Annotated in this window: 20 protein-coding genes and 3 pseudogenes; 9 read left to right on the top strand and 14 right to left on the bottom strand. The window is 55.7% G+C overall.

The annotated features are described in order from the left end of the window. Positions 1 to 96: pseudogene (locus tag ACR0J0_RS08330) on the top strand (IS5/IS1182 family transposase); the annotation flags it as partial. A 173-nt stretch (positions 97 to 269) separates the two neighbouring features. Here the strand turns inward: ACR0J0_RS08330 and ACR0J0_RS08325 are convergent. Together ACR0J0_RS08325 and ACR0J0_RS08320 are read right to left on the bottom strand one after the other, a co-directional pair. Next, positions 270 to 1862, bottom strand: a complete 1593-nt coding sequence (locus ACR0J0_RS08325) for a trypsin-like peptidase domain-containing protein (protein WP_480662862.1) — start codon at positions 1860 to 1862, stop codon at positions 270 to 272. 217 nt (positions 1863 to 2079) lie between these two features. Further along, positions 2080 to 2583: an Hsp20/alpha crystallin family protein gene (locus ACR0J0_RS08320; protein ID WP_480662860.1), complete on the bottom strand. Its 504-nt coding sequence runs from the start codon at positions 2581 to 2583 to the stop codon at positions 2080 to 2082. A 312-nt stretch (positions 2584 to 2895) separates the two neighbouring features. On the opposite strand from ACR0J0_RS08320, the gene ACR0J0_RS08315 reads away from it, so the two are divergent. The 8 genes and pseudogenes from ACR0J0_RS08315 to ACR0J0_RS08280 all read left to right on the top strand — a co-directional run bounded on the left by ACR0J0_RS08315 (position 2896) and on the right by ACR0J0_RS08280 (position 9554). After that, positions 2896 to 4167, top strand: coding sequence for a ferredoxin reductase family protein (locus ACR0J0_RS08315; RefSeq protein WP_480662858.1), 1272 nt, complete (start codon positions 2896 to 2898; stop codon positions 4165 to 4167). Positions 4168 to 4498: 331 nt separating this feature from the next. Further along, the gene (locus tag ACR0J0_RS08310; protein ID WP_480662856.1) at positions 4499 to 5062 is read left to right on the top strand and encodes a flavodoxin domain-containing protein; all 564 of its coding nucleotides are present in this window, start codon (positions 4499 to 4501) and stop codon (positions 5060 to 5062) included. Positions 5063 to 5229: 167 nt separating this feature from the next. Continuing rightward, positions 5230 to 5319 (top strand): annotated as a pseudogene (locus tag ACR0J0_RS08305) (IS5/IS1182 family transposase); the annotation flags it as partial. Continuing rightward, entirely contained in the window at positions 5299 to 6177 is an 879-nt protein-coding gene (locus ACR0J0_RS08300) for a DUF3604 domain-containing protein (RefSeq protein WP_480662886.1), read from the top strand. The pseudogene ACR0J0_RS08305 and the gene ACR0J0_RS08300, both read left to right, overlap by 21 nt. A 270-nt stretch (positions 6178 to 6447) precedes the next feature. After that, positions 6448 to 6717, top strand: a complete 270-nt coding sequence (locus tag ACR0J0_RS08295; RefSeq protein WP_480662854.1) for an HlyU family transcriptional regulator — start codon at positions 6448 to 6450, stop codon at positions 6715 to 6717. Positions 6718 to 6940: 223 nt separating this feature from the next. Then, positions 6941 to 7465: a cysteine dioxygenase family protein gene (locus ACR0J0_RS08290; RefSeq protein WP_480662852.1), complete on the top strand. Its 525-nt coding sequence runs from the start codon at positions 6941 to 6943 to the stop codon at positions 7463 to 7465. A gap of 125 nt (positions 7466 to 7590) precedes the next feature. Next, on the top strand, positions 7591 to 8658 hold the full coding sequence (gene mgrA / locus ACR0J0_RS08285; protein ID WP_480662851.1) for an L-glyceraldehyde 3-phosphate reductase: 1068 nt from the start codon (positions 7591 to 7593) through the stop codon (positions 8656 to 8658). Positions 8659 to 9095: 437 nt separating this feature from the next. Further along, entirely contained in the window at positions 9096 to 9554 is a 459-nt protein-coding gene (locus ACR0J0_RS08280; RefSeq protein WP_480662849.1) for a hypothetical protein, read from the top strand. A 289-nt stretch (positions 9555 to 9843) separates the two neighbouring features. On the opposite strand, the pseudogene ACR0J0_RS08275 reads toward ACR0J0_RS08280, so the two are convergent. The 12 genes and pseudogenes from ACR0J0_RS08275 to ACR0J0_RS08220 all read right to left on the bottom strand — a co-directional run. Beyond that, positions 9844 to 10485 (bottom strand): annotated as a pseudogene (locus ACR0J0_RS08275) (IS6 family transposase); the annotation flags it as partial. 63 nt (positions 10486 to 10548) lie between these two features. After that, positions 10549 to 11556, bottom strand: a complete 1008-nt coding sequence (locus tag ACR0J0_RS08270; RefSeq protein ID WP_480662847.1) for a LacI family DNA-binding transcriptional regulator — start codon at positions 11554 to 11556, stop codon at positions 10549 to 10551. 5 nt (positions 11557 to 11561) lie between these two features. Beyond that, complete coding sequence (locus tag ACR0J0_RS08265) at positions 11562 to 12731, bottom strand: dihydrodipicolinate synthase family protein (protein WP_480662845.1); 1170 nt, start codon at positions 12729 to 12731, stop codon at positions 11562 to 11564. 4 nt (positions 12732 to 12735) lie between these two features. Then, positions 12736 to 13044, bottom strand: a complete 309-nt coding sequence (locus ACR0J0_RS08260; protein WP_480662843.1) for a Dabb family protein — start codon at positions 13042 to 13044, stop codon at positions 12736 to 12738. 2 nt (positions 13045 to 13046) lie between these two features. After that, complete coding sequence (locus ACR0J0_RS08255; RefSeq protein ID WP_480662842.1) at positions 13047 to 14633, bottom strand: GMC family oxidoreductase; 1587 nt, start codon at positions 14631 to 14633, stop codon at positions 13047 to 13049. A gap of 16 nt (positions 14634 to 14649) precedes the next feature. Further along, complete coding sequence (locus ACR0J0_RS08250) at positions 14650 to 15408, bottom strand: 3-ketoacyl-ACP reductase (RefSeq protein WP_480662840.1); 759 nt, start codon at positions 15406 to 15408, stop codon at positions 14650 to 14652. Beyond that, the gene (locus ACR0J0_RS08245; protein ID WP_480662838.1) at positions 15405 to 16895 is read right to left on the bottom strand and encodes a GMC oxidoreductase; all 1491 of its coding nucleotides are present in this window, start codon (positions 16893 to 16895) and stop codon (positions 15405 to 15407) included. Before ACR0J0_RS08245 ends, ACR0J0_RS08250 begins: the two co-directional genes overlap by 4 nt. Next, positions 16892 to 18004: an ABC transporter ATP-binding protein gene (locus tag ACR0J0_RS08240; protein WP_480662836.1), complete on the bottom strand. Its 1113-nt coding sequence runs from the start codon at positions 18002 to 18004 to the stop codon at positions 16892 to 16894. Before ACR0J0_RS08240 ends, ACR0J0_RS08245 begins: the two co-directional genes overlap by 4 nt. 6 nt (positions 18005 to 18010) lie before the next feature. Next, the gene (locus tag ACR0J0_RS08235) at positions 18011 to 18892 is read right to left on the bottom strand and encodes a carbohydrate ABC transporter permease (protein WP_480662834.1); all 882 of its coding nucleotides are present in this window, start codon (positions 18890 to 18892) and stop codon (positions 18011 to 18013) included. Further along, positions 18892 to 19785: a carbohydrate ABC transporter permease gene (locus ACR0J0_RS08230; RefSeq protein WP_170496900.1), complete on the bottom strand. Its 894-nt coding sequence runs from the start codon at positions 19783 to 19785 to the stop codon at positions 18892 to 18894. The genes ACR0J0_RS08235 and ACR0J0_RS08230 overlap by 1 nt, the downstream gene beginning before the upstream one ends. A 101-nt stretch (positions 19786 to 19886) precedes the next feature. After that, positions 19887 to 21137, bottom strand: coding sequence for an ABC transporter substrate-binding protein (locus ACR0J0_RS08225; protein ID WP_480662832.1), 1251 nt, complete (start codon positions 21135 to 21137; stop codon positions 19887 to 19889). Positions 21138 to 21193: 56 nt separating this feature from the next. Next, on the bottom strand, positions 21194 to 22717 hold the full coding sequence (locus tag ACR0J0_RS08220) for an aldehyde dehydrogenase family protein (protein WP_480662830.1): 1524 nt from the start codon (positions 22715 to 22717) through the stop codon (positions 21194 to 21196). Positions 22718 to 22721: the final 4 nt, after the last annotated feature.

The raw sequence follows: 22721 nt of genomic DNA, 5'->3' as shown, positions 1-22721 counted from the left end.
CGTGGACGCCTGATTGGCCGAACCAAGGGCGGCATGAACACCAAACTGCACGCCATCTGCGACAGTCAGGGACGCACGCTGAACCTGTTGACAACCAGACATACGTCGTCACACGCGCTGTCACCAACCCTGAGACCGGTGAGGTCACGCCAACCGCAAACTACAGTCAACTTGGATACCTGCTGATCTCCGTGGCCCTGATCTCAGTGATCGTTTCACTCGCTACAGTGTTCTTCGTTTAAAACTCGCGCTTCCGAACGAGCGAATGATCACTGGCTTTCCGCTTCTCCCAGCACAGCTCTGAGATGTGAGACCGGGACGCCGATGTTTGAACCACCAAACTCGGGCAGGATCGCAGCATTGATGGCAACGACCTCACCCCTCCGATTCAATACTGGCCCCCCGCTCCCACCGGTCGTGGTCTCAGCGTCATAAACGATGGCGCTCTCACTTGTCCGCGCAACGATCCCCCGGCTTGCTAGGGGGTGAATCTTGCTTTGAGCGGAAAGCCGGGACGCAATCGACCAAAAGTTCAACGTTCCTTCAGCTTCCAGTTCCTCTAGAAAGCCCGGACCAGCCTGCGCGATCAGTGCTTTCAAACCCGTTGGATACCCCAACAGATAAAGCTCTTCACCTACGCGCGACGTGGCATCCGCCAAAGGAATTCCGAGGTCCTGAACGCGGCTTGGCTCTACTGCCAAAATCGCCAAGTCAGCCGTTTCGCTGAACCGGACCAAACGCGCCTCTATTGGTTCCGTCTGATCAGGCAAATAGGCCAGCAGCCTCAACATCTCAGGCTCAAGACCAGCATCACTCAGTGCTTTCTCTCGGTTCCCCGAAGTCCAAGGCAAAGCAACATGGCGATTGGTGGCCATCAAAGGTACACCAGCAATCAAAAACCCGGTTCCGGTGAACTGAAATTCTGCAGGTTCGCCGGTCCCATCCGGTTCGATCCAAGGCTGGCCGAATGGGGTTTTCAGGTTTTCTCCGTTCGGTCCCAATACATGCCGCAATATCTTCCCGCTTTCTACGTGGCGCAATCCATAAGCCCCCTGAAGGAAAGCGACGGACCGGGTCGAGGCAGCGATCACCCGCGCGGGGGCGCCGGCCCGCTGCTCCAAGGTTCCAAGACGCTGCTCGGTCGACAGAACTTGGTTCTCAAAAGCGTCACGCAAAGAAGCCAAGTCATCAGGCGTAAGTGCATCTTCTCGCGTCTGGGCGAGCATAACCGCGACCGCTTCGATCTTGCGGGACTCCTGTTCGATACTATCCGCCAAGCGCCGGTCGTTTTGGTAAAGCAGGTACCCAAACCCCGCGATCAAAAGGAGCGTTGCAAGTACTGTGATCCTGAAAAGGATCGTGGTCTGAGACGCAAGCCGCCGCCCACTATCGCGCAGGGCACCAGACATCTTTTTGGCGAAAGGTCGACGGCTCGTTCGGGTGTAAGCATATGCGTCACTGAGGATATCTTCGACTGTGTGGTGCGCGGGAAATGAGTGATCGCACAACCTGTATCGAGACATGGGGCCCCTTTCACCGAACTCGATCATGTCGCCATGCCTCAGAAGCGTCGATGAGGTTTTTTGCCCGTTTACCCATACATTGCGCCCTGCTGACGCGGTTATCGTGTAACCGTCGTCAGCCCAGTGAAGCGCGGCAATATCGTTATCATGGGGAGGCAGGTCATCTTTAGGTCGAAGGCTTAGCACCCTGCCATCATCAACAGAAACAGTCAGGGCTTTACCGACAAGCCAGTTCACGTTTCCCCGCGATGGACCTGTCAGGCTCTCCAGAAAGGCCCGCACCTCACCTTCACCACCATCCCCTGAGGATGCAATGCTGCTCGTTTCTGGTTTTCGCATTATGGCCCCCTATCCAAACGCGTGAGGGCATTCTACCACGCTGCATCACCAATCCCATCGCCACATGTAAATGTACAAAAAGATGTTGATACAATCACTTGCAACGTTCGAACCGATTGAACCAAGAAACCTATTGGTTCGCGCTTCGAAGAAGGCCGACCGATTGTCGGCCCTCAGTTTTGTCGTGAATTCGGAAGGCTAAGAACCACCCGACCGTCTACTTAGTCGATACCTTGATCTTGCGGCTTGGATCCTGGGGCTCAGCCTTCGGCATCTCGATATGCAGAACGCCTTTGTCAAACGTTGCTGAAATCTTTTCGACTTCCACAGTGTCTGGCAGCGTCATGGCTCTTGAAAAGCTGCCATAGCTTCTTTCGCTGACACGCAGATCCCCCGTTTCATCATGCGCAATCTTCTTCTGACCGCGCAATATTAGCCTGCGGTCCTTGACTTCAATTTCAACGTCATCCTCTTCGAGCCCCGGCAATTCAGCCGTAAGAACTATCGCAGAATCCGTTTCCTGGACATCGATTGCCGGTGAAATCGCACCTGTCATGTCAAGAGACGGAAAACCCGTGCGTTGCGCGGTTGTTTCCATTGGCAGGAAAGGTGATCCTCCCCCCAAAAAACGCGACATCAGGGTTTCCATTTCACGCCGAAAGTTGTCGGAGAGCGGATGCGTTCCAGTGAAAAGTTGCGGGGACTTTTTGTCTTCTAGCATTTTTCAGCCTCCTCCTTTGGTCGGATTTCGCGCGCGCAATATTATGACAGAAAGCGCGGTCTAAGACCTTGATCTTGCGCAAGCATGCAACCTCATCTTTCGCCAGATCGCACACACCGGCTGAATGAACAGAAACGGGAATCGTCGTCCAACAAACCTGCCGCGTCGTAGCGGACTTAACACTAATCTCAGTAGTCTTGATCGGAGCCCCAGGTCAGCTTAGCGTTTAATCTAAATGAGCCCGAGTTGCCTAACTCTAGCACAGTGGAGCAAAACCGTATGAAATGGCCTTATCTGGCGCTGATTTACGTTTTGCTGATCTTGGCTCCCTTGGGTTTTTCTTGGTCCCTGGGATGGCAACCGCGATCATTTCATCAAGAGCTCGCGTCCGGGCTTGGAATGCTCGCTTTTTCAATAATCTTAGTCGAGTTCCTTCTGTCTGGGCGGTTCAAGTTCATCTCTTCCGGTCTGGGTATGGATGTAACCATGCGGGTGCATCAGTTGATGGCGCGTACAGCGCTTGGCTTTGCGCTAATACACCCGCTTCTGTATCAGGGTACGCCTTCTGGCGGACGACGCCCGTGGGATGAAACAAACCAACTTACGATTTCGACCGACTTTTCTACGCTGGTATCGGGCATCGGCGCATATTTTTTACTGTTCATTCTGGTCGCCTCGGCAATTGCCCGTAAATCCCTTGATTACAAATACGAAACATGGCGCCTCTTGCACGGGCTAGGAGCCGTCGTAATTGCGTGCTTGCTGTTGCACCACACTGTCTATGCCGGGCGCTACGGTGGGCATCCGCTATTGACGTATCTCTGGCTTGCCCTGACCAGTATTGCAGTTGGAACTTTGCTGTATGTCTATCTCGTTCGGCCTTTACGTCAGAGAAAAAGGCCGTGGCGCGTTGCTTCTGTGTCTCGACTAACACCGAAGCAATGGGAGTTGCGCCTCAAGCCCAATGGTCACAACGGACTAACCTTCGAAGCAGGGCAGTTTGCCTGGCTAAACGTTGGCCACAGTGCTTTCTCGCTGCACGAGAACCCATTCTCGATTAGTTCGGCACCAGCCGAAGGCCCCGAAGTTTCATTCGTGATAAAGGAGCTTGGGGATTTCACATGCGGTCTCGGGCAGATCGCTCCGCAAACCACGGCCTATCTGGATGCCCCGCACGGGAATCTGTCGATCAGCCACCGCCCTGAGAAAGGCATTGTTCTGATCGCGGGTGGTGTCGGGATCGCCCCCATGTTGAGCATTATGCGTCAGGTTCGGTTGAGTGAAACACAACGCGATCTCAAGCTTATCTATGGCAACCGGGTGGAAGAGCAGATTGTTTATCCCAGGGAGTTGTCCGAAGAAGAAACAGTATTTGTTCTTTCCGAGCCACCAAAAGATTGGTCCGGAGAGACAGGCTTGGTCGACGGCCCCCTGTTGGACCGCAATTTGTCTTCTGAACAATTTGAAAACTGGCTTTTTGTTCTCTGCGGCCCCCCTGCCATGATGGACGCCGTCGAAGATCATCTGATCGCGCGGGGCACCGCGTCCCACAGGATTTTGTCTGAAAGGTTTGACTATGACTAGACTGCTCAGAAACCTGCCCGCACGCCGACAGGTGAAGTTTGCAGTGTGGGGTATCAGTTTTTTAGTCTTTATCGCTGTCTTGACCTTTTCCTTTAGGTAGAAAGACAGACCATTATGCATTGGCTAGTTTGAAAATTGTCAGCCGAAAAAAACTCTTAGAAATAGCTGTCGTCGAGAGCTTTCCCAAAAACACTCTCCGCGTGGACAGCAATTTCATACCCAAACTATCCCGATATGTTCCCAAGAATTGCCTTTGATGGAGATCAAGGGCAACGCACGCCACTTAATCATAATAAGCAATCTATTCAGACCGATTTTTGGGAGGATCGGAATGACCGCACTCATCGCCTTCGCTACAGTCGAAGGTCAGACGACAAAGATTGCACGTTTCGTAGGCAATATCGCGAAGGAAGCCGGTTTCGACATAAGGCTGATCAATACTGATGAAATGCGCGGTCACATGTCGCTTGACGATGTGGCCGAGGTTATTCTTCTTGCCCCTGTCCACGAGCGTAGGCACCCCGAGTCATTCGAGGCATTCGTCGCGTCACATCGAGAGGATTTAATGAAACGAGAGTCTCTCGTGCTTTCCATCGGCCTAAAAGCTGCTTTCGAGTCAGGTCGAGAAGAAGCGCGTGACTATCTTAACGAAATGCTTATGCGAACAGGTTTTGAACCAAATGCGACGGCGTTGATCGCAGGCGCGGTGAGGCCCGAAAACTACGGGTACTTTGAGAGGGAGATTCTAAAGCACGTCGTCTTGCGCGGTCAAAATATCGATCCACGAGATGGCGCACGGGAATTTACAGACTGGGACGAGTTGACATCAATTGTGATAAACTTCCTTAGCGGAAACGGTCGGGCAAACCGGCATCAGCCTCAAGCGGGCCCCTAAAAACAACTGGCTGCTCCCTTTTTCCGATGAACTTGAATAGCTATGGCTACCAGTAAGTCGCAGCCACCCGTTCACGTAATCAGTGCCCGAATAGCACTGGCGATTTTTTCTGCTCCAACATTGCTTGCGTCGTTCCTCCAAAAACTGACTCTCGCAAATGGGAGGCCCACAAGCGCCGATACAAACGCGGCAACCGGATCGAGATCATGTTTGGCAGGCTCAAGGATTGGCGCCGTGTGGCAACCCGGTACGACAGGTACGAGGCGGAAACTGGGACAAACCCGTTCAAATTTGGCGCGAGCGGCTCAACTGATGCTCATACATCGCTGTCCACGGTAGGCGAGGACAATTTCTTCGGGAAAGTCGCGGCTGTTGAACCTACTGCTGACCCGATCCGATTTGAAGAGGTCGTCGGCGGTATCGGTGGTGACGAGAGTGTTGCCCAATATGCATCGCAGACTTCGGCGTCGGGTTTGGCGACCATTTGGGCAAGGAAAAACACCCGCGAGGCCATTTGGGATATTTTTGCTCGAAAAGAAGTCTATGCAACCACAGGACCGCGTATGCGCGTTCGCGTCTTTGCTGGATACGAATTTGATGAAACCGACCTGCCGCGCGCTGACTTTGCTGAGTATGGATACGAAAATGGCGGCCCGATGGGAGCGGATTTGCCAGTGGACAGTAACGGTCGCTCTCCGCGCTTTCTGGTTCGTGCGCTTCGTGATCCCGATGGGGCGAACCTCGACCGCATTCAGATTATCAAAGGCTGGCTGAATAGCGACGGCACAACGTCGGAACGGGTTTATGATGTTGCTTGTGGTGGGCGTGCACTTATTAACGCGGCTTGTGACGGACCGGTTGGGAATACGGTAGACGTAGAAAACGCGTCTTGGACAAACGAGATCGGTCAGGCAATTCTCGCCGGATTTTGCGAAGACCCGGACTACGACCCGACGCAAAGCGCGTTCTACTACGTCAGAGTGCTGGCCATACCGACGCCGCGCTGGACGACATACGATGCAAAGGTGTTCGGAACGGAGATCCCTGACGAAGCCCCTCGGTCTATACAAGAAAGGGCCTATACGTCGCCAATCTGGTACACACCTCAGGGATAAGTGATATTAAGTTAAGACTTAAAATTACTTAGTCTGCTCTGGGCTCAGCGCGGTCGTTGGTGGCAGCGTGTCAGAATGGCGGTTTTGGACCGTCCGTACAAGGGAGAGTGGTGCGGAGGAATGGACTATTACCGCGGATCTGGACGTATTAGGCAACGCAAGGACCGTGCCAACGGACCGAAGACAAATGTTCCAATAGCACGACATGCTTCACGCCTGTCCTAAGCGGCGCTAGTCTCCCGTCATAGCAACGCTGAAAGGAGCCGCCCAATGTCCCTCTTCTCTAAACTTTTCGGTGGCGGTGAAAAGTCGGAGCCGGAGCCGGTCTCTTACAGAGGGTTCGAAATCTTTCCGGACTTGATGCCCGAAGGTGGCAAATACCGCCTTTTAGCCCGTATCGAAAAGACCATCGACGGAGATCGCAAGACCCATACTGTGATCCGGGCGGATGTTTTTGAGACCCGGGATCAGGGCGAAAGCTTCAGCATCGCAAAGGCGAAACAGGTGATCGACGAGCAGGGCGAACGCATTTTCGATTAAGCAAACAGACAGCCTAATGTATGCGATGCAATCGACGGATGTCCCGCAAAGTAGACATTCCCCCGATTTGGCGAACGAACGCTAAGCAGGCCAAGCAGTCATTGGAAGTCTTAGATACCCGAAACATGCAGCTGCAATCTGGGTCCCAATTTCGTCTATTTTGCAGCCTGTGCTACCCTGTTGCCTTTATAGTATGCAATTGGGGGCTGAAGATATGTGGAACATGGAACAGTTTGTGGCGGACTGCCGGACCGCAGTGGATCGGGACGCGTCTCACAAATCGGTGGCTCAAGTAGTGGACCGGGCGATGCGCGATCCCGCGGGCGTGACGCAAGCCTTGGGAGAGCCGACCGAAAGCGGAATCTTTCCCATCTACAAGTCAGGTGATCTGACAATCGTCAACGTCGTTTGGAAGCCAGGAATGACCATAATGCCCCACAATCACGAAATGTGGGCCGTGATCGGTATTTATGGTGGTAGAGAAGATAACATATTTTGGCGGCGCGTAGCAGATGACCCTAACGGACGCATTGAAGCGGCGGGGGCTCGAGCATTGTCGACGGGTGACTATGCTCCGCTTGGTAAGGACCTCATTCACTCGGTCACAAACCCTATCCCCAAGTTGACCGGAGCAATCCACGTATACGGCGGGGATTTTTTTGAAGCTGGGCGAAGCGAATGGGATCCTGAAAACCTGACGGAACATGCGTATGACATGTCGAAGGTTCGCGCGTTATTCGAGGACTAGTTTGCAGTTTGACAATCTGCGCTGACAATGCCTGAGGCATGTTTCGTCTATACGGCAGGCTTCGCTGTTTGCCGATTACTATCTCGTTGAATTGACACGGGGTGATGATCTCGGATTATGGACAGATGAGCAAATTACAACGCCCCCCGAAGCCTCGGCCGCGCCCGTTTCTTCCCAATCCGGACCGCTACGAGCAAATGGTCTACCGCCGTTGTGGGCAGTCTGGCATAAAGCTACCCGCGATCAGCCTTGGGTTATGGCACAACTTTGGTGGAGATACCCCGCACCAGACAAAGCGCGATCTCTGTCGCACTGCTTTTGACTTGGGTATAACGCACTTTGATTTAGCAAATAACTATGGCCCGCCGCCGGGATCGGCGGAAGAAGCATTCGGCGAAATTCTAAAAACTGATTTCGCAGGCTATCGGGACGAACTCATCATATCTACCAAGGCAGGGTATGATATGTGGCCGGGCCCCTATGGGGAGTGGGGATCACGAAAGTATCTTGTGGCCTCTTGTGATCAGTCGCTCAAACGGATGGGGCTAGAATACGCAGATATCTTTTATTCCCACCGCTATGATCCAGATACCCCTCTGGAAGAAACTATGGGAGCCCTAGACTATATAGTGCGCTCTGGACGCGCACTTTACGTCGGAATTTCAAGCTACAACTCGCAACGAACGCGCGAAGCGCTGGCCATCTTGAAAGACCTTGGCACACCGTGCCTGATCCATCAGCCGTCGTATAACCTACTCAACCGTTGGGTTGAGCGGGACGGGCTGTTGGATACGCTTGACGAATTGAACGTGGGATCGATTGCGTTTACGCCACTTGCTCAGGGTATTTTGACATCGAAGTATCTGAACGGCATTCCCGAAGACAGTCGTGCAACCCAAGGCACGTCTCTATTGGAAGGCATGATCAATGAACGTTCACTGACGAGTGTCAGGGCTCTAAACGACATAGCGGCGTCACGCGGTCAATCATTAGCTCAGATGGCGCTTGCTTGGGTGCTGAGAGGTGACCGGATTACGACAGCCCTTATTGGCGCTTCGCGACCTGAGCAAATCGTGGATTGCGTAGGTGCGGTCCGGAATTTGGAATTTACCGAAGCGGAACTCGCCAAGATTGATCAGGTCAGCTCGGAAGAGGAAATCAACCTATGGGCGCGATCCTCAGAAACTGAGTAGAATTGTTGACCACTGATTTTTGGTGTGAGCAGGTTTTTCTGCGTAATCGCTTGGCGTTTCTGCTTAGGGCTCGAAGCTGCTATTCGCTGCTAGTTGCTCGCACGACTGCTTTGCGGACAAAGCCGTCGTTAATCACACTACGGAATGTTTGGTCCGAGTGAACAACCGCTCTAGAGACGCAATAGAACAAAAATATGAACAGCTAGCGGAGGCTCTCACTGAACCCAAACCGCACAGCGCTTACCGCTATGGCAACGCATAGCGAATATTTCAATTATCTATCTTGCCAACACCAAAGCCGCTAAGAGGTGAAGCGGTCCAGTACATTTTGCGTGATCTTGTCAACGAACTCGTCTCGACCAAGCGCGAAGCACCAATCGTATGTGGGTCCTGTTGCCACGACTCCTTTGCCTTTCTCCATATAGGCAATTAACCCATTGAGGCGGCGGCATGCCCAGCAGGACGCCGATCCCCAACACAGTGACGCTGCACGTACCATTCCGCGTCGTGAGCGTTATCGTAAAAAAGTCCGAGAAGCGCTCGATGCGCACCGGAAGACTTTCCGCGATAACTTCGTGGCTGAATTTCTCCCCAGATGGAAGGCAGCGCCGCCGGACTACATGACGCGCTGGGGAAATCGGTCTGACGATGACAGCCTACGGGAAGGACTGGAGAACCGTCCGAACGAGGTCTTCTCCGAGATGTTGAATTTCGATCCACCGTCGGTTCGGCTGGTCGAGAAGAACATCTCCCCAAAAAACGATGAAGACCCGCAGTTTATTGACAGGCTGAAGACCATCATGGAGCGGCGGCGCGTCCTGAAAGACATCATAGAGTCGCTGTTCGCCACGGGTGGTGCGGCACCAGAACAGCCCGACCTCCTTGAGGACAAGTAGGGGCTTTGGAGAAAATCGCCGACCGCGTGTTCTGACGAGATGTTCGATGCCGGTTCCATCTCGCGAACGCCACCCGTGTCGAAGTGTTCAGTTATGCAATAGAAGAACCTATCAAATCCAACGGCTTGCAAGCTATTCACCAAATCGGCGCAGTCATGAGGTCCGGAGAAGGTGCTGTCAGACGAATTCGAACCAGTCTCAGTTTGCCGCGGAAACCGCGAACCTATCCGGAACAAAGTTGACGCCACTCGCTAAGAGAGGCGGCGCGGGTCAGCTTGAAGATGTCTCAACTGGCTAGCGATCTTTCCTGGTTGAAATGGTTGTAGACGGAGGAATGGACGGCGGCGAACTTCTGCAAACTTCGCATCCGCCTAAAACGTTGCATGGCGCGTTCGCGCCGTCGGAAAGGAAGGTGCGAATTCTCGACGCGGTTGTTGAGCCACCTGCCCGTATGCTGTTTTTCGGTCGCACCAAGCTCTCTGAGAGCAGCCTTGTAAGAAGCGAAGCGATCTGTGACGATCTCTTCGGCGCAACCGTGCCGCTTCATCAATTTCCTGAGGAACTTCAGTGCTGCAGCTTTGTTTCGGCGTTTGGTGACAACGGCTTCCAGCACCTCGCCTTCGTGATCAACAGCCCGCCAAAGGTAATGCCGCTTGCCATTTACCTTCACGAAAACCTCGTCCACGTGCCACTTCCATTTGGAGAATGCGCGCAGCTGCTGAACACGCTTCCGTCTGATTTCAGCAGCAAACATCGGGCCAAACCGGTTCCACCAATATCGGACAGTTTCGTGGCTCACGTCGATGCCTCTCTCGTGCAGCAGATCTTCGACATTCCGAAGCGAGAGCGGGAAACGGATGTACAGCATCACCGCAAGACGGATGATCTCAGGACTGGTTTTGAAATACTTGAAAGAGGCAGGTCTGGTCATGGGAAAAAGCTACGCAACACGCCTGCCCGCCTCAAGCCAAGTTCTTCTGACAAGACCCTCAGGCTATTCTTTGTCTTTCGTGGTTTGCCTCAAAACCAAACGCGTGGAAGTGCGCGCATGTTGTGCCGGCGTAACTCCATCCTGCAGCCATAGCAAAACAATGTCTGCCACTTGTTCGCCAAACTCAGAGACGCCGCAGTGTACCGTAGACAGTGCTGGCCAGCATTCCGAGGCTTCCTTGATATCGTCGAAACCGACGATCTGAAACTCCGTGCCAATCTTAATTTGCGCTTCATGGCAGGCATTAATCATCCCAAAGGCAATAAGGTCATTAAAGCAAACTGCGGCGTCGCACTCCGGATGCTCCTTGAAAAGGCTGATCGTTGCTTCATGCCCAAATGACCGACTGGATTCCCCTGTCTTCACAATAGGCTGTATGCCGTTGCACCTCATTGCACCAATGTAGCCAGACAGTCTTTCGCGAGTAACTTCGGCGCCATCCAGACCACCGATGAAAGCGATGTTCCGCGCACCCGTTTCGATCAGGTACTGCGTAGCGGCTCGACCACCCTCTGCATAGTCGGGGGCGATAAAGGGAAATCTCGCCGTTTCGCTTTCAGCTTGCCGCAAGACCTGCATCAAAGGGATGCCAGCTCGCTCGACCGCGGACAAGGTGTTCGAGACATCGCCATAAGCAGGCGATAGGATCAAGGCGGAAACCCCATGCTCCAGCATCGCGCCCACCACCTGATCTTGAAGCTCGGGGTCTTCGTTTGTATTGGCCACAACGACCGCATAGCCTCGGGACCCCAGTGCCATCTGCAAGGAAGTCGCAAACTCAGTGAAAAATGGGTTGGTCAGGTCGTTGATTACCAAACCAATAAGCGCTGTTCCCGTTGACCGTAGATTTGCCGCCGATCGGTTATAGACGTACCCGATCTCTTTCATCGCGGCATGAACCAGCTTGCGCGTCTCTTGCTTCACCTGCGGGCTGCCTTGCAGAACCAGGCTGACCGTGGATTTTGAAACGCCTGCCGAGTTGGCAACATCTATGATCGTGGGTCTGCGCATTCAGGTTATTGTTCAACTCCATGCAGGCTGAGAAGCGTGGTCATCCGTGCTTTAGCCAGTTCCGGGTCCGAGAGCAAACCGGCCTGATCCGCAAGCCTGAAGACTTGCGCGTAGTGGCAGATGTCGCGGCTGGATTGGAACCCGCCCGGCATGATGAAATGGGACTGCGACCCGTTCAGCCACGCCAGATACGCGATCCCTGCTTTGTAGAACCGCGTCGGGGCCTTGAATATCTCTCGGCTGAGGGGAACGGTCGGCGCGAACAGCGCATTGTAGCGATCCATGTCACCCATCGCCAACGCTTCAAGCGCCTGACTGGCCGCAGGGGCAATGGCGGCAAAAATTCCAAGCAACGCATGCGAGAAATGCGTGTCTTCCCCGGCAATTAGATCCGCATAGTTAAAGTCATCACCGGTGTATAGACGCACGCCTTCCGGCAATCGCGCGCGGAAGGCTTCTTCGTGCGCTTGGTCCAGCAAGGAAATTTTGATCCCGTCCACTTTGGCCGGATTCTCATTGATCATAGACAGGACGAAATTGCTGGCGGTATCGACATCCGCACTGCCCCAATAGCCGGTCAGAGCAGGGTCAAACATGTCGCCCAGCCAATGCAGGATCACCGGTTCCGCCGCACCGTCAATCAGCGCGCGATAGACGTCATGATAGGTATCCGGGCCCGCGTTGATCGCCGGGAAAGCGCGCGAAGCCATCAGGATCAATTGACCACCGGCAGCCTCAATCGCTTCAGCCTGATGTTCGTAAGCCGACAGGATTTCGCCAGCGGTATTCAACGCGCGCAGCGGCAGGTGATCTGTCCCTGCCCCACAGGCGACACGTGGTGACATTGGGTGCGCCTTTGCGGCTGTCATTGTGCGCTGGATCAGCTCCAACGCAGTCGCCCAATCCACACCCATCCCGCGCTGAGCAGTATCCATTGCCTCGGCCAGACCCAAACCCTGATCCCACAGCCCTTGACGAAAGCGCAAGGTCGCATCCCAATCCACTGCCGGGCGACCATCCCAGGGGTCGCGTTCCGCCAGCGGGTCCGAGACAACGTGCGCCGCCGCAAAGGCTGTCCGCGTCAAAGGCACCTGCGGCGCGCGCGGCACTAACGGAATTCCGGTCAGCGCATAGGGTTCAAGCTGCCCCTCAGGATTTGGCAAAATCAGTTTCATTGTCTCAGACCTCCAAATCCAGAACCAGAATGCCGTCGATGCCGCCCACGGCGTTCTCGACCAGTTGCGCGCCCAGCGCCTTGTGCGTTTCGTTGTTTTGATAGGTCTCCAGCGCCGCCCAATCTTCGAAGTCGATCACGAACCCATGCATGTATCCGCGTTCGATCTGCTCGGGGCTTTCACTACGGCCACCGGTGAACCCGCTGGCCCCCGGCAGCGCCTCAGCCACGGCTGCAAGGCCTTTATAAATGGCCCCGATGGTCTCTTCGGTCACGTCAGGGCGGAACTTGGTCAGTACGATATGGCGGATCATGTTCAGAAACCTTGGTCTTGTTTAATCATGTCAGCAGCCTTTTCGCCGATCATGATTGTCGGAGCGTTGGTGTTCGAGGAATTGACCGTCGGCATGATCGACGCATCCGCGACGCGCAGCCCTTCGATCCCATTGAACCGCAGACGCGGGTCCAAAACGGCCTCTGCATCGCTGCCCATCCGGCAGGTGCCCGCGCAGTGGTGCGAGGTTTTGGAATGCACGCAGATAAAGTCGAAATACTCCTGCTCGGTCCGCACGTCCGGCCCCGGCAGGCGTTCGGCGAGGATGTAAGGTTTCAAGGCCTCCTGTGCGAGGACGTTCTGCACCAGTTTCAACCCACGAATGGACATCTCCCGATCATAAGGATCCGCCAGATAGTTGGGATCGATCAGTGGCATGACCGCAGGGTCGGAGCTTTGCAGCCTAACCGTTCCGCGCGACCTTGGTCGCAGGAAACAGGCGTTTAGGGTGACCCCACCGTTTGGCATTGCCTCGACGCCCGCCTCGATGCCCGTGCCCAGCCCCAGATGCATCTGAATGTCGGGCGAGCGTGCATCCGGATCGGCGTACCAGAACCCACCCGTTTCAAACAGGCTGGACGCAACCGGCCCTTTGCGGGTGAACGCGTATTGCAGCGCGGCCAAGGCCGAGAGGTGCAGTTTGGCAAAACGGTCATAGGTGTGCGGCCCGGTCACCTCGCAAATGGAATACAGATCCAGATGGTCTTGCAGGTTCGCGCCGACCTGAGGCTGATGATAAACCGCGTCTAGGCCGAGACCGTCTAATTGATCCGCCGGACCTATACCGGACAGTTGCAACAAACGCGGTGAACCAATGGCACCCGAGGACAGAATGACTTCTTTCGCGGCGGCGATCTTGTCACCATTCATCATCTCAATACCGGTTGCCCTATCTTTGTCCACCGTGATGCGGCGGACCTGCGCTCCGGTGCGCACGGTTAGGTTCGGGCGGCTGCGGTTCGGCGCAATAAACGCCATCGCGGCAGATGAGCGCCGAGCGTTGCGTTGGGTCAGTTGATAGTACCCAGCTCCGTCCTGTTTGGCGCCATTCACATCGTGTGTTTCGGGAATTCCCACTTCCCCGGCTGCCTTGATATAGGCATCACAGATTGGCAGAGGTGCTGCGGGCATGGACACGCCTAGCGGTCCGCCTTTGCCGTGAAATTCGTCATCGTAGGTGTCGTTGTCTTCGGACTTTTTGAAATAGGGCAGCACGTCGGTGTAGCCCCACCCCTCGCAACCCATCTGCCGCCAGTCATCGTAATCCTGCGCCGCGCCACGAGTATAGATCTGCGCGTTGATCGCCGATCCCCCTCCGATCACCTTGGCCTGGGTGTAGTTGAAGACCTTGTTCTGCATATGCTTTTGCGGAACCGTGGACCAACCCCAGCTGCCTATACCCTTGGTCATCTTTGCGAATCCGGCCGGCAGGTGAAAGAATGGGTGGCGGTCGGTTGAGCCGGCCTCTAGCAACAGCACACTCGCCGACGGCTCTTCGGAAAGACGCGCAGCGATCACCGATCCTGCTGAGCCACCTCCGATGACAATGAAATCAAATCCTTCAGACATTCTTATGTGTCCTGACTTACAGACGTAAGATTGACAGGCCGCCATCCACCGGGATGGCGGCACCGTTCGCAAAATGCATCTGCCCCTGAACCAGCGGGACGACGATGCACCCAATATCCTCGGGCTCACCCCAGCGTGCCGCGGGAACAAGACCGCCTTCGATACGGTCGGTGTACTTGTCGCGTACGCCTGCCGTCATCTCAGTCGCGATTATGCCCGGTCGCAGTTCAAAAACGCCGATACCATGGGGGGCCATGCGCACCGCGAACAGTTGGGCCATCATCGCCGCCGCCGCTTTGGACACGCAGTACTCGGCCCGTTCAATCGACACCATCGTCGCGCTGACCGAAGTGACAAAGGTGATCGAACGATAGGTTTCTTGCGGCTGCTCCAACATACGCCGGGCCACCTCTTGCGCCAGAAAAAACGGTCCACGCAGGTTGATGTTCTGCACGAAATCCCAGTTCTCGGGCTTCAGATCCAGCATGTCACCACGCACCGGCGCTCCCACCCCTGCGTTGCTTATCAACGCGGTGATCGGGCCCAAATCGGCTTCGACCTGATCCAGTAGCGCCGGAACGTGATCAATGTCGGACACGTCGTGCTGCACATAAATTGCACTTGGACCAAGCTCTACCAAAGCCGCCTTAACGACCGGTTTGTCGGGTGTCGAGCGAGAGGCTAGTGCCACCTTGTACCCCGCCGCGATCAAGGCGCGCGCGATCCCAAGACCAATGCCCTGTTGTCCTCCGGTCACCAATGCTGTTCCGGTCATGCGGAAAACTCCGTATCAATGATGTGACGACCTGCCCTGAACGCCAGTGCGGCTATCGTAAGGGCCGGGTTAACCGCACCAGACGTCGGAAGGACCGAAGCGTCGACGATGAACAGGTTCTTGTGGTCGTGACTGCGGCAATACGTGTCGACGACGCTGCTAGCCGGATCATTTCCCATCCGAGCCGTCCCGCATTGGTGCGACGGCGTGCGCCGGTCAAATGGCCGTGACAGCACCACCGGAAAACCCGCTTTTTTAAGATGCGCCTTCAACCGGGCTACAAGGGCCTCATGCGCCGCCCAATTTGAGCGCTTCCAATCCAGCCTGATCTGGTCGCCTTCAACCGTCACGCGGCTGTCCGGATTGGGCAGATCTTCGGACATAGCATAGAAATCGAAGCTTCGATTGGCGATCAGCGCAGCAATTGGACCCGGCAAATGGGTTTGTGATGCAAGGATCGGCCCGGTGATCTTACCCAGCATCTGAATATTGCCCAGCGGCGCACCGCCTTCTTCGTCACCGTTGTAATAGTCGTTACACATCAGTGTCTTCTGATAAACAGCGCGGTTCCGTCGCAGCGGATGCAAGGCCAGTACTGCCGAGCAATTGTGGTTCATAAAGTTCCGCCCAACTTGATCCGAGCGATTTGCAAGACCAGTTGGGCAATTGTCATTCGCAGATTGCAGCAACAAGACCGCCGACTGAACCGCCCCGGCCGCCAGAACGATAATCGGCGCGTCCAAGGTGCCATGCCCGTCAACGTTAACGCTGGCGATAAGCCCGTCACCGCCGGCAATAAGCTTCCGGGCGCGGGCACCAGTCAACAATTCAACATTGTCGTGTTTCAAAGCCGCGGAAAGCGCACGGGTTTCCGCATCCATTTTGCCGCCGCGCGTGTTTGGAAACGCATCCCAAGTGGTTTGTCCCGCCGCAAGCCATGCATCGATGTCCACGCCCAACGGCACCGAGGACGGTGTCAGCCCGGTGTGGGTTAACCGAACCCTCAGGTCGGCAATGTCCGCTTCATCCGGCACTGGTGGGAATGGATAGCCTCTGCTGTGCGGCGGTTCGGTGGGATCCTCGCCAGTGGTCCCGTGCGCGTCGTAGAGCTCCTCGGCCCTAGTATAGTCGGGCTCCAGCTCTTCATACGACATGGGCCAGCCGGACGAATGGCCGCCCATATGCTGACGCGGCTCAAAATCCTCTTTCCGGTAACGGATCAATGCCGCTCCGTAGAACTTGGAGTTTCCGCCCACGCAATAATAGTTTCCCGGGTTGAAGGGTTTACCTGCCCCATCCAGCCATGTTTCATCGGGGCGAAAATGCCCGTCGGCAAAGATCGCCTGTGGGTCCCGATCCTGCGGCGAGGGTTGCAAACGCTCACCTCGTTCAAGGATCAGGATGCGGCAACCGGACGGCGCGAGTGCTGCAGCCAGAGTTGCCCCGCCGATACCCGACCCAATGATGATGACGTCAGCACGGGTCATGGAAGGATCCGCATCTCGCTTTCCGGATCAAAGGCAACGGCCTTTTCCATGTTCACGGCAAAGGGGAAATCCTGACCCGGTGCGACCTCGGCATCCGAGCGCATCCGGGCGATCACGTCGCGCCCGCCCAGTTGCATCGACACAAACGTGTCAGACCCTGCAGGTTCCGTGACCACAATACGATTGGCCATTTGCGCAATATTCGAAGACTTCCGATCCGCGCCATCCATATCGGTTATAGTTTCCGGACGGATACCCAACAGAATGTCGCGCCCATCCCATGCCGTCAGGTTATCCTGACTGAAGGGGAGTTGCGCCATCGACCCGTCGTGAATGGCGACCTCGGCATGTGGTCGGCCGTTCAGAACGGTCACTTTCGCAGGCAAAACGTTCATCGCGGGTGAGCCCATAAAAGTTGCCACAAAGATATTGGCTGGCGTGTCATAGATCTCTTGCGGCGTGCCCAGTTGCTGCACATAGCCACCGTTCATGACCGCAATGCGGCTAGATAGGGTCATCGCCTCGATCTGGTCGTGGGTCACGTAAACAATGGTCGTGCCAAGGTTCTGGTGCAGCTTCTTTATCTCGGTCCGCATATCGACGCGCAGCTTGGCGTCGAGGTTGGAAAGCGGTTCATCGAACAGGAACACATCGGGGTTCCGTACCAGCGCACGGCCCATAGCCACCCGCTGACGCTGACCACCTGACAGTTGGCCGGGTTTACGATCCAGCAGTTGCTCGATCTGCAACAGCTTGGCGACCTCTTGCATGGCCTTCTCACGCTCGGGCTTTGGCACGCCATGCATCTCAAGCCCGAAGGTGATGTTCTGCCCGACTGTCATATTGGGATACAAAGCATAGCTTTGGAAAACCATGGCGATGTTGCGGTTCGACGGGTGCACCCCGTTCATCACCTGATCCTTGATGCGGATTTCGCCGCTGGTGATCTCCTCCAGCCCTGCGATCATGTTCAGCAGGGTCGACTTGCCACAGCCCGACGGACCGACCAGCACGAGGAACTCGCCCTCCTGCACCGAAATATCGACCTTGTGCAGAACCTCGACCGATCCGTAGGACTTGGTCGCGTTGTCTATGTCCAGAAAACCCATAAGGTCTTATCCTTTCACGGAACCCGCCATCAGGCCGCGGACGAAGTAACGTCCGGCCACAATGTAGACGAGCAGAGTTGGCATGGCCGCCAGAATGGCGCCTGCGAAATGAACGTTGTATTCCTTCACACCAGTTGACGACTGTACGAGGTTGTTCAGCGCCACTGTCATCGGCTGACTGTTGGCGTCAGCAAAGGACGCACCGAACAGGAAGTCATTCCAGATGTTGGTGAACTGCCAGATGATCGAAACCACTGCGATCGGTCCGGAACTGGGCAACAGGATGCGCCAGAAGATCTGGAAGAACCCGGCCCCATCGATCTGCGCCGCGCGGATCAGCTCAGTCGGGAACACGGCATAGTAGTTGCGGAAGTACAGCGTGGTGAAGCCAATCCCATAGACCACGTGCACCAGCGCAAGACCCCAAGTGGTTCCCGCCAGCCCGATGATACCCAGCATCCGCGCCATCGGGATCAGCACGATCTGGAACGGAATGAAGCAGGCGAACAGCATCAGACCGAACAGGATGGTGTCATACTTGAAGCGCCACTTGGTCAATACATAGCCGTTCAGCGCGCCAAGGATGGTCGAGACGATCACCGCCGGAACTACCATTTTGATCGAGTTCCAGAAGTAGGGCTTCAACCCCGTAGGATCGACGCCGATCTGCGCCGAGGACCATGCCTTGAGCCAGGGTTCAATCGTGAACACCTGCGGCAGATTCATCATGCCACCGCCGGTGATTTCCTCAAGCGGCTTCACCGAATTTACCAGCATGACGTAGAGCGGCAGCAGGTAGAACAGACCGAAGAGTAACAGCACCAGATAGATCAGTGTGCGCATAACGCGGCCGACTCGGATTGCGGTATCCTGAGTTGCTTGGGACATCAGCGTTTCTCCCGCAATTCGGCGTAGAGATAGGGGATCATGATCGCCGCAATTGTCATCAACATGATCGTGGCCGAGGCCGCACCGATGCCCATCTGGTTCCGTGTAAACGTATAGGAATACATGAAGGTCGCGGGCAGTTCGGTGGCCCGACCGGGCCCACCCCCGGTCAGGGCGATCACAAGGTCAAAGGTCTTGATCGCAAGGTGGCTGAGGATCACGAAGGCCGACAGGAACGCCGGACGCAATTGCGGGATGATGATCCGGCGATAGAGGTTCCAGTTCGAGGCCCCATCCATTTGCGCAGCCCGCAGAATTTCGTTGTCGATCCCACGCAGGCCAGCCAGAAACATTGCCATCACGAAGCCGCTGGTCTGCCAGACCGCTGCCAGAACGACCGTGTAAATCGCATAGTCGCGGTTCTTGATCCAATCGAACTCAAAGCTCGTCCAACCCCATGTGTGCATTACGTTTTCCAAGCCGATGCCGGGATCCAGAAACCATTTCCATGCGGTACCGGTGACGATGAAGCTCAGCGCCATCGGGTACAGGTAGATCGGGCGCAGCAGCCCCTCACCGCGGATTTTCTGATCGAGGAAAATCGCCAGACCCAGCCCAAGGCATGTGCAGATCACGATATACAGGCTGGCGTAGATACCCATATTGATCAGCGATGTTTCCCAATGGCTCAGCCGCCACAGCTTGTCGTAGTTTTCCCAGCCGACCCAACCAAAGGTTGGCAGAATGCGGCTGTCAGTAAAGGAAAGATAGACCGAAAACAGAATGAAGCCGTAGACAAAGACCGTCATCATCGCGATCGATGGGGACAGGACCAGCTTGGGAATCCAGTTCTGAAGGCGTGTCTTGAAATCCGCGTCGGCTGAACCAGCCATGGCGCGCCCTCCTCGTTCGAGTAGTTGTGGGTCGGAGCGATTGCGCCCTCTTGGTGACAGGGCGACCAACCCGCCGCCCCATCGGGAGGATCACGATAAGATCATTTGGCGATCGAAACTGCGTCGACCAGTTCAACGACAGCAGTCTCGCTGTCATATTCGCCGTTGAAATGGGCTGTGACGACGTCATAGACCGCGTTCTTCACAGATGCCGGTGCGGCATGGCCATGGGCCATCGAACCGAACAGGTTGCCCGAGGAAGCAGCAGCTGCCAGATCCTTCATGCCCTGCTGACCACAGGCATCCAGATCACTTCCATCCACATCGGTACGCGCGGGGACAGACCCCTTCACCTTGTTGAAGGCAATCTGGAAGGATGGCGACAGGATCGCGCTGGCCAGCGCGGCCTGTTCAGCCGATACCGAACCGCCCTGATCGAACATCATGAACTGGTCAGCATTGAAGGTGACCTGATCCTGAGTGCCGGGGAAGCGGAAACACAGGAAATCTTCACCCGGCACCTTGCCCGCATTCAAAAATTCACCTTTGGCCCAGTCACCCATCATTTGGAAACCGGCTTCACCGTTGATGACCATTGCAGTCGCCAGGTTCCAATCGCGGCCTGAGAAATTCTCGTCCACGTTGTCGCGGATGAATGCCATACGTTCGAACGCTTCTTTCATAGCGTCGCCACCAAGCGTTTCCTCGTCCAGGTCAATGAACGCTGCCTTGTAGCCATCTGGCCCAAGTGTCGACATCGCCACCGCATCGAATATAGTCGCATCCTGCCAGGCCTGACCACCATGCGCGATCGGAGTGACACCGGCAGCTTTCAACGCCTCAACCGCTGCGACGAACTCGTCCCAGTTGGTGGGCTGTGCGATACCGTTGGCATCCAGCACCGCCTTGTTAGCCCAGACCCAGTTGGTCGAGTGCACGTTTACTGGTGCCGAAACCCATTTACCGTCATGCTTAGCAAAGGCTTTCAGAGCATCTGGAACGACGTCATCCCAACCTTCCTTGGCGGCCACTTCGTTCAGATCAGCCAGCGCACCCTGATTGGCCCAGTCGACAATGTCAAAACCCAGGGCCTGAACGGCTGTTGGAGCGTTGCCAGCGGTGACGCGTGCGCGCAGAACTGTCATCGCCTGTTCGCCACCACCGCCCGCAACGGGCATGTCCGTCCAGCCGATTCCTTGCCCGGACAGGTCGTCCTTGAGAACATTCAACGCGGCGGCCTCACCGCCTGAAGTCCACCAGTGCAGAACTTCCACGTCTTCAGCGTGCGCAAGGCTGGTCGTGCACAGCAGACCGGCCACAAACAGCGTTTTTGTCTTCAGCAGTTTACGCATTCTTGTTTCCTCCCTTAATGCGTTATTCTTATTCGGGACCAATCCGGTGCCCGGATTTAATCTTTCGGAACCCATGGCACTCGGCTGTTCCCGATGCGCATGACTACTGATTTCACTTCGAAGAATTCCTCGAACCCGTAGCGTCCGATTTCCCGCCCCTGCCCGGATTGCTTGACGCCCCCAAACGCGACCTCGGGGAACCCGTCCATCCAGGTGTTGGTCCAGACCGTGCCCGCTTCTGCGCGTCGGGCGAATTCCAGGCAGGTATGAACGTTTTCGCTCCAGACCCCTGCCGACAGACCGTAACCGCTATCATTGGTTAGCGCGATTGCTTCGTCCAGTGTTTTGAAGGTCAAAACGGACAGAACCGGTCCAAAAACCTCATCGCGGGCAATGGGCATTTCTGGCGACACGTCAGAAATCACTGTCGGCTGGTAGAACTGATCGCCCAAACCTTCGACCTCTAGCGGCTTACCACCCAGATCTATAGTCGCGCCGGACGCCTGCGCTTGTTTAACATAAGCGTCGATTTTTGAGTTGTGCTCCGGTGTTACGATTGCTCCGACTTGCGTCGTCGGGTCCAGTGGATCGCCGAATTTGACTTTGCGCGACAAGGCAACGACACGCTCACGGAAATCGTCGGCGATGTCTTCGTGCACAATGATGCGACTGCTTGAATTGCAGCACTGCCCAACATTGAAATAGACGCCGAAAACAACGGCATCCGCCGCTGCATCCAGATCGGCATCGGGAAAGATGACCTGCGGGTTTTTGCCGCCAAGCTCCAGCGCTATTTTCTTGAGCGTGTCCGATGCAACTGCGCTGATCGTCTTACCCACGACTGTCGAGCCGGTAAAGCTGACCATATCCACGCTGTCGTGGCTGGACATCACGCTTCCGACGGGAACGCCGTAACCCAGAACGATATTGCAGACACCGGCGGGCAGTCCGGCCTCAATCAGCAACTCGCCCAGCATCAAGGTCGTCGACGGCGTCATCTCGGACGGCTTCACGACGACAGCGCAGCCTGCGGCCAGTGCAAATGGCAGTTTCTGGCTAAGGATCCAGAACGGAAAGTTCCATGGCGTGATGATGGAGACGACACCGATGGGTTCCTTCAGAACGACACCCATCATGTCCGCGCCAAGTGTATTGTGACTGTCGCCGTGGGTGCTGCGCGCCAATGAAGCCGCATAGCGCCACAGATCCGCGGCACCGCCAACCTCGCCCTTGGATTGGCTGATCGGCTTGCCGCTTTCCAGCGTTTCGATCAGGGCGATCCGGTCGACATTCTGTTCAATCAGGTCCGCGACTTTCAGCAGGACTGCTGCGCGTTCCTTGCCCGATGCACGGCTCCAGACACCGCTGTCGAACGCCTTGCGCGCCGCCTGAATCGCGGCCTCGGCCTCAACCTCGCCCCCAGTGGCCGAGCGGCTGACGATATGGCCGTGCGAGGGTGAGCGGCGCTCGAACGTCTCGCCCGAAGCGCTTTCCTGCCACGTGCCATCTATGAGGTGCCGACCTTCAAACAGAGGCGGCAGCTCGAACGGGATGGCAGGGTTGATTGTGATGTCTTTCATATCT

It is taken from the genome of Ruegeria sp. BF12 (assembly GCF_056538705.1).
Note: the sequence above shows the minus strand (reverse complement) of the source record. Positions and strands in the feature narration are given on the sequence as shown.

Bases quoted from the DNA above. Each gene is read 5' to 3' on its own strand.
- ACR0J0_RS08325 (WP_480662862.1), bottom strand. From the start codon at position 1,862: ATGCGAAAACCAGAAACGAGCAGCATTGCATCCTCAGGGGATGGTGGT.
- ACR0J0_RS08320 (WP_480662860.1), bottom strand. From the start codon at position 2,583: ATGCTAGAAGACAAAAAGTCCCCGCAACTTTTCACTGGAACGCATCCG.
- ACR0J0_RS08310 (WP_480662856.1), top strand. From the start codon at position 4,499: ATGACCGCACTCATCGCCTTCGCTACAGTCGAAGGTCAGACGACAAAG.
- ACR0J0_RS08295 (WP_480662854.1), top strand. From the start codon at position 6,448: ATGTCCCTCTTCTCTAAACTTTTCGGTGGCGGTGAAAAGTCGGAGCCG.
- ACR0J0_RS08290 (WP_480662852.1), top strand. From the start codon at position 6,941: ATGGAACAGTTTGTGGCGGACTGCCGGACCGCAGTGGATCGGGACGCG.
- mgrA (WP_480662851.1), top strand. From the start codon at position 7,591: ATGAGCAAATTACAACGCCCCCCGAAGCCTCGGCCGCGCCCGTTTCTT.
- ACR0J0_RS08270 (WP_480662847.1), bottom strand. From the start codon at position 11,556: ATGCGCAGACCCACGATCATAGATGTTGCCAACTCGGCAGGCGTTTCA.
- ACR0J0_RS08265 (WP_480662845.1), bottom strand. From the start codon at position 12,731: ATGAAACTGATTTTGCCAAATCCTGAGGGGCAGCTTGAACCCTATGCG.
- ACR0J0_RS08260 (WP_480662843.1), bottom strand. From the start codon at position 13,044: ATGATCCGCCATATCGTACTGACCAAGTTCCGCCCTGACGTGACCGAA.
- ACR0J0_RS08255 (WP_480662842.1), bottom strand. From the start codon at position 14,633: ATGTCTGAAGGATTTGATTTCATTGTCATCGGAGGTGGCTCAGCAGGA.
- ACR0J0_RS08250 (WP_480662840.1), bottom strand. From the start codon at position 15,408: ATGACCGGAACAGCATTGGTGACCGGAGGACAACAGGGCATTGGTCTT.
- ACR0J0_RS08245 (WP_480662838.1), bottom strand. From the start codon at position 16,895: ATGACCCGTGCTGACGTCATCATCATTGGGTCGGGTATCGGCGGGGCA.
- ACR0J0_RS08240 (WP_480662836.1), bottom strand. From the start codon at position 18,004: ATGGGTTTTCTGGACATAGACAACGCGACCAAGTCCTACGGATCGGTC.
- ACR0J0_RS08235 (WP_480662834.1), bottom strand. From the start codon at position 18,892: ATGTCCCAAGCAACTCAGGATACCGCAATCCGAGTCGGCCGCGTTATG.
- ACR0J0_RS08230 (WP_170496900.1), bottom strand. From the start codon at position 19,785: ATGGCTGGTTCAGCCGACGCGGATTTCAAGACACGCCTTCAGAACTGG.
- ACR0J0_RS08225 (WP_480662832.1), bottom strand. From the start codon at position 21,137: ATGCGTAAACTGCTGAAGACAAAAACGCTGTTTGTGGCCGGTCTGCTG.
- ACR0J0_RS08220 (WP_480662830.1), bottom strand. From the start codon at position 22,717: ATGAAAGACATCACAATCAACCCTGCCATCCCGTTCGAGCTGCCGCCT.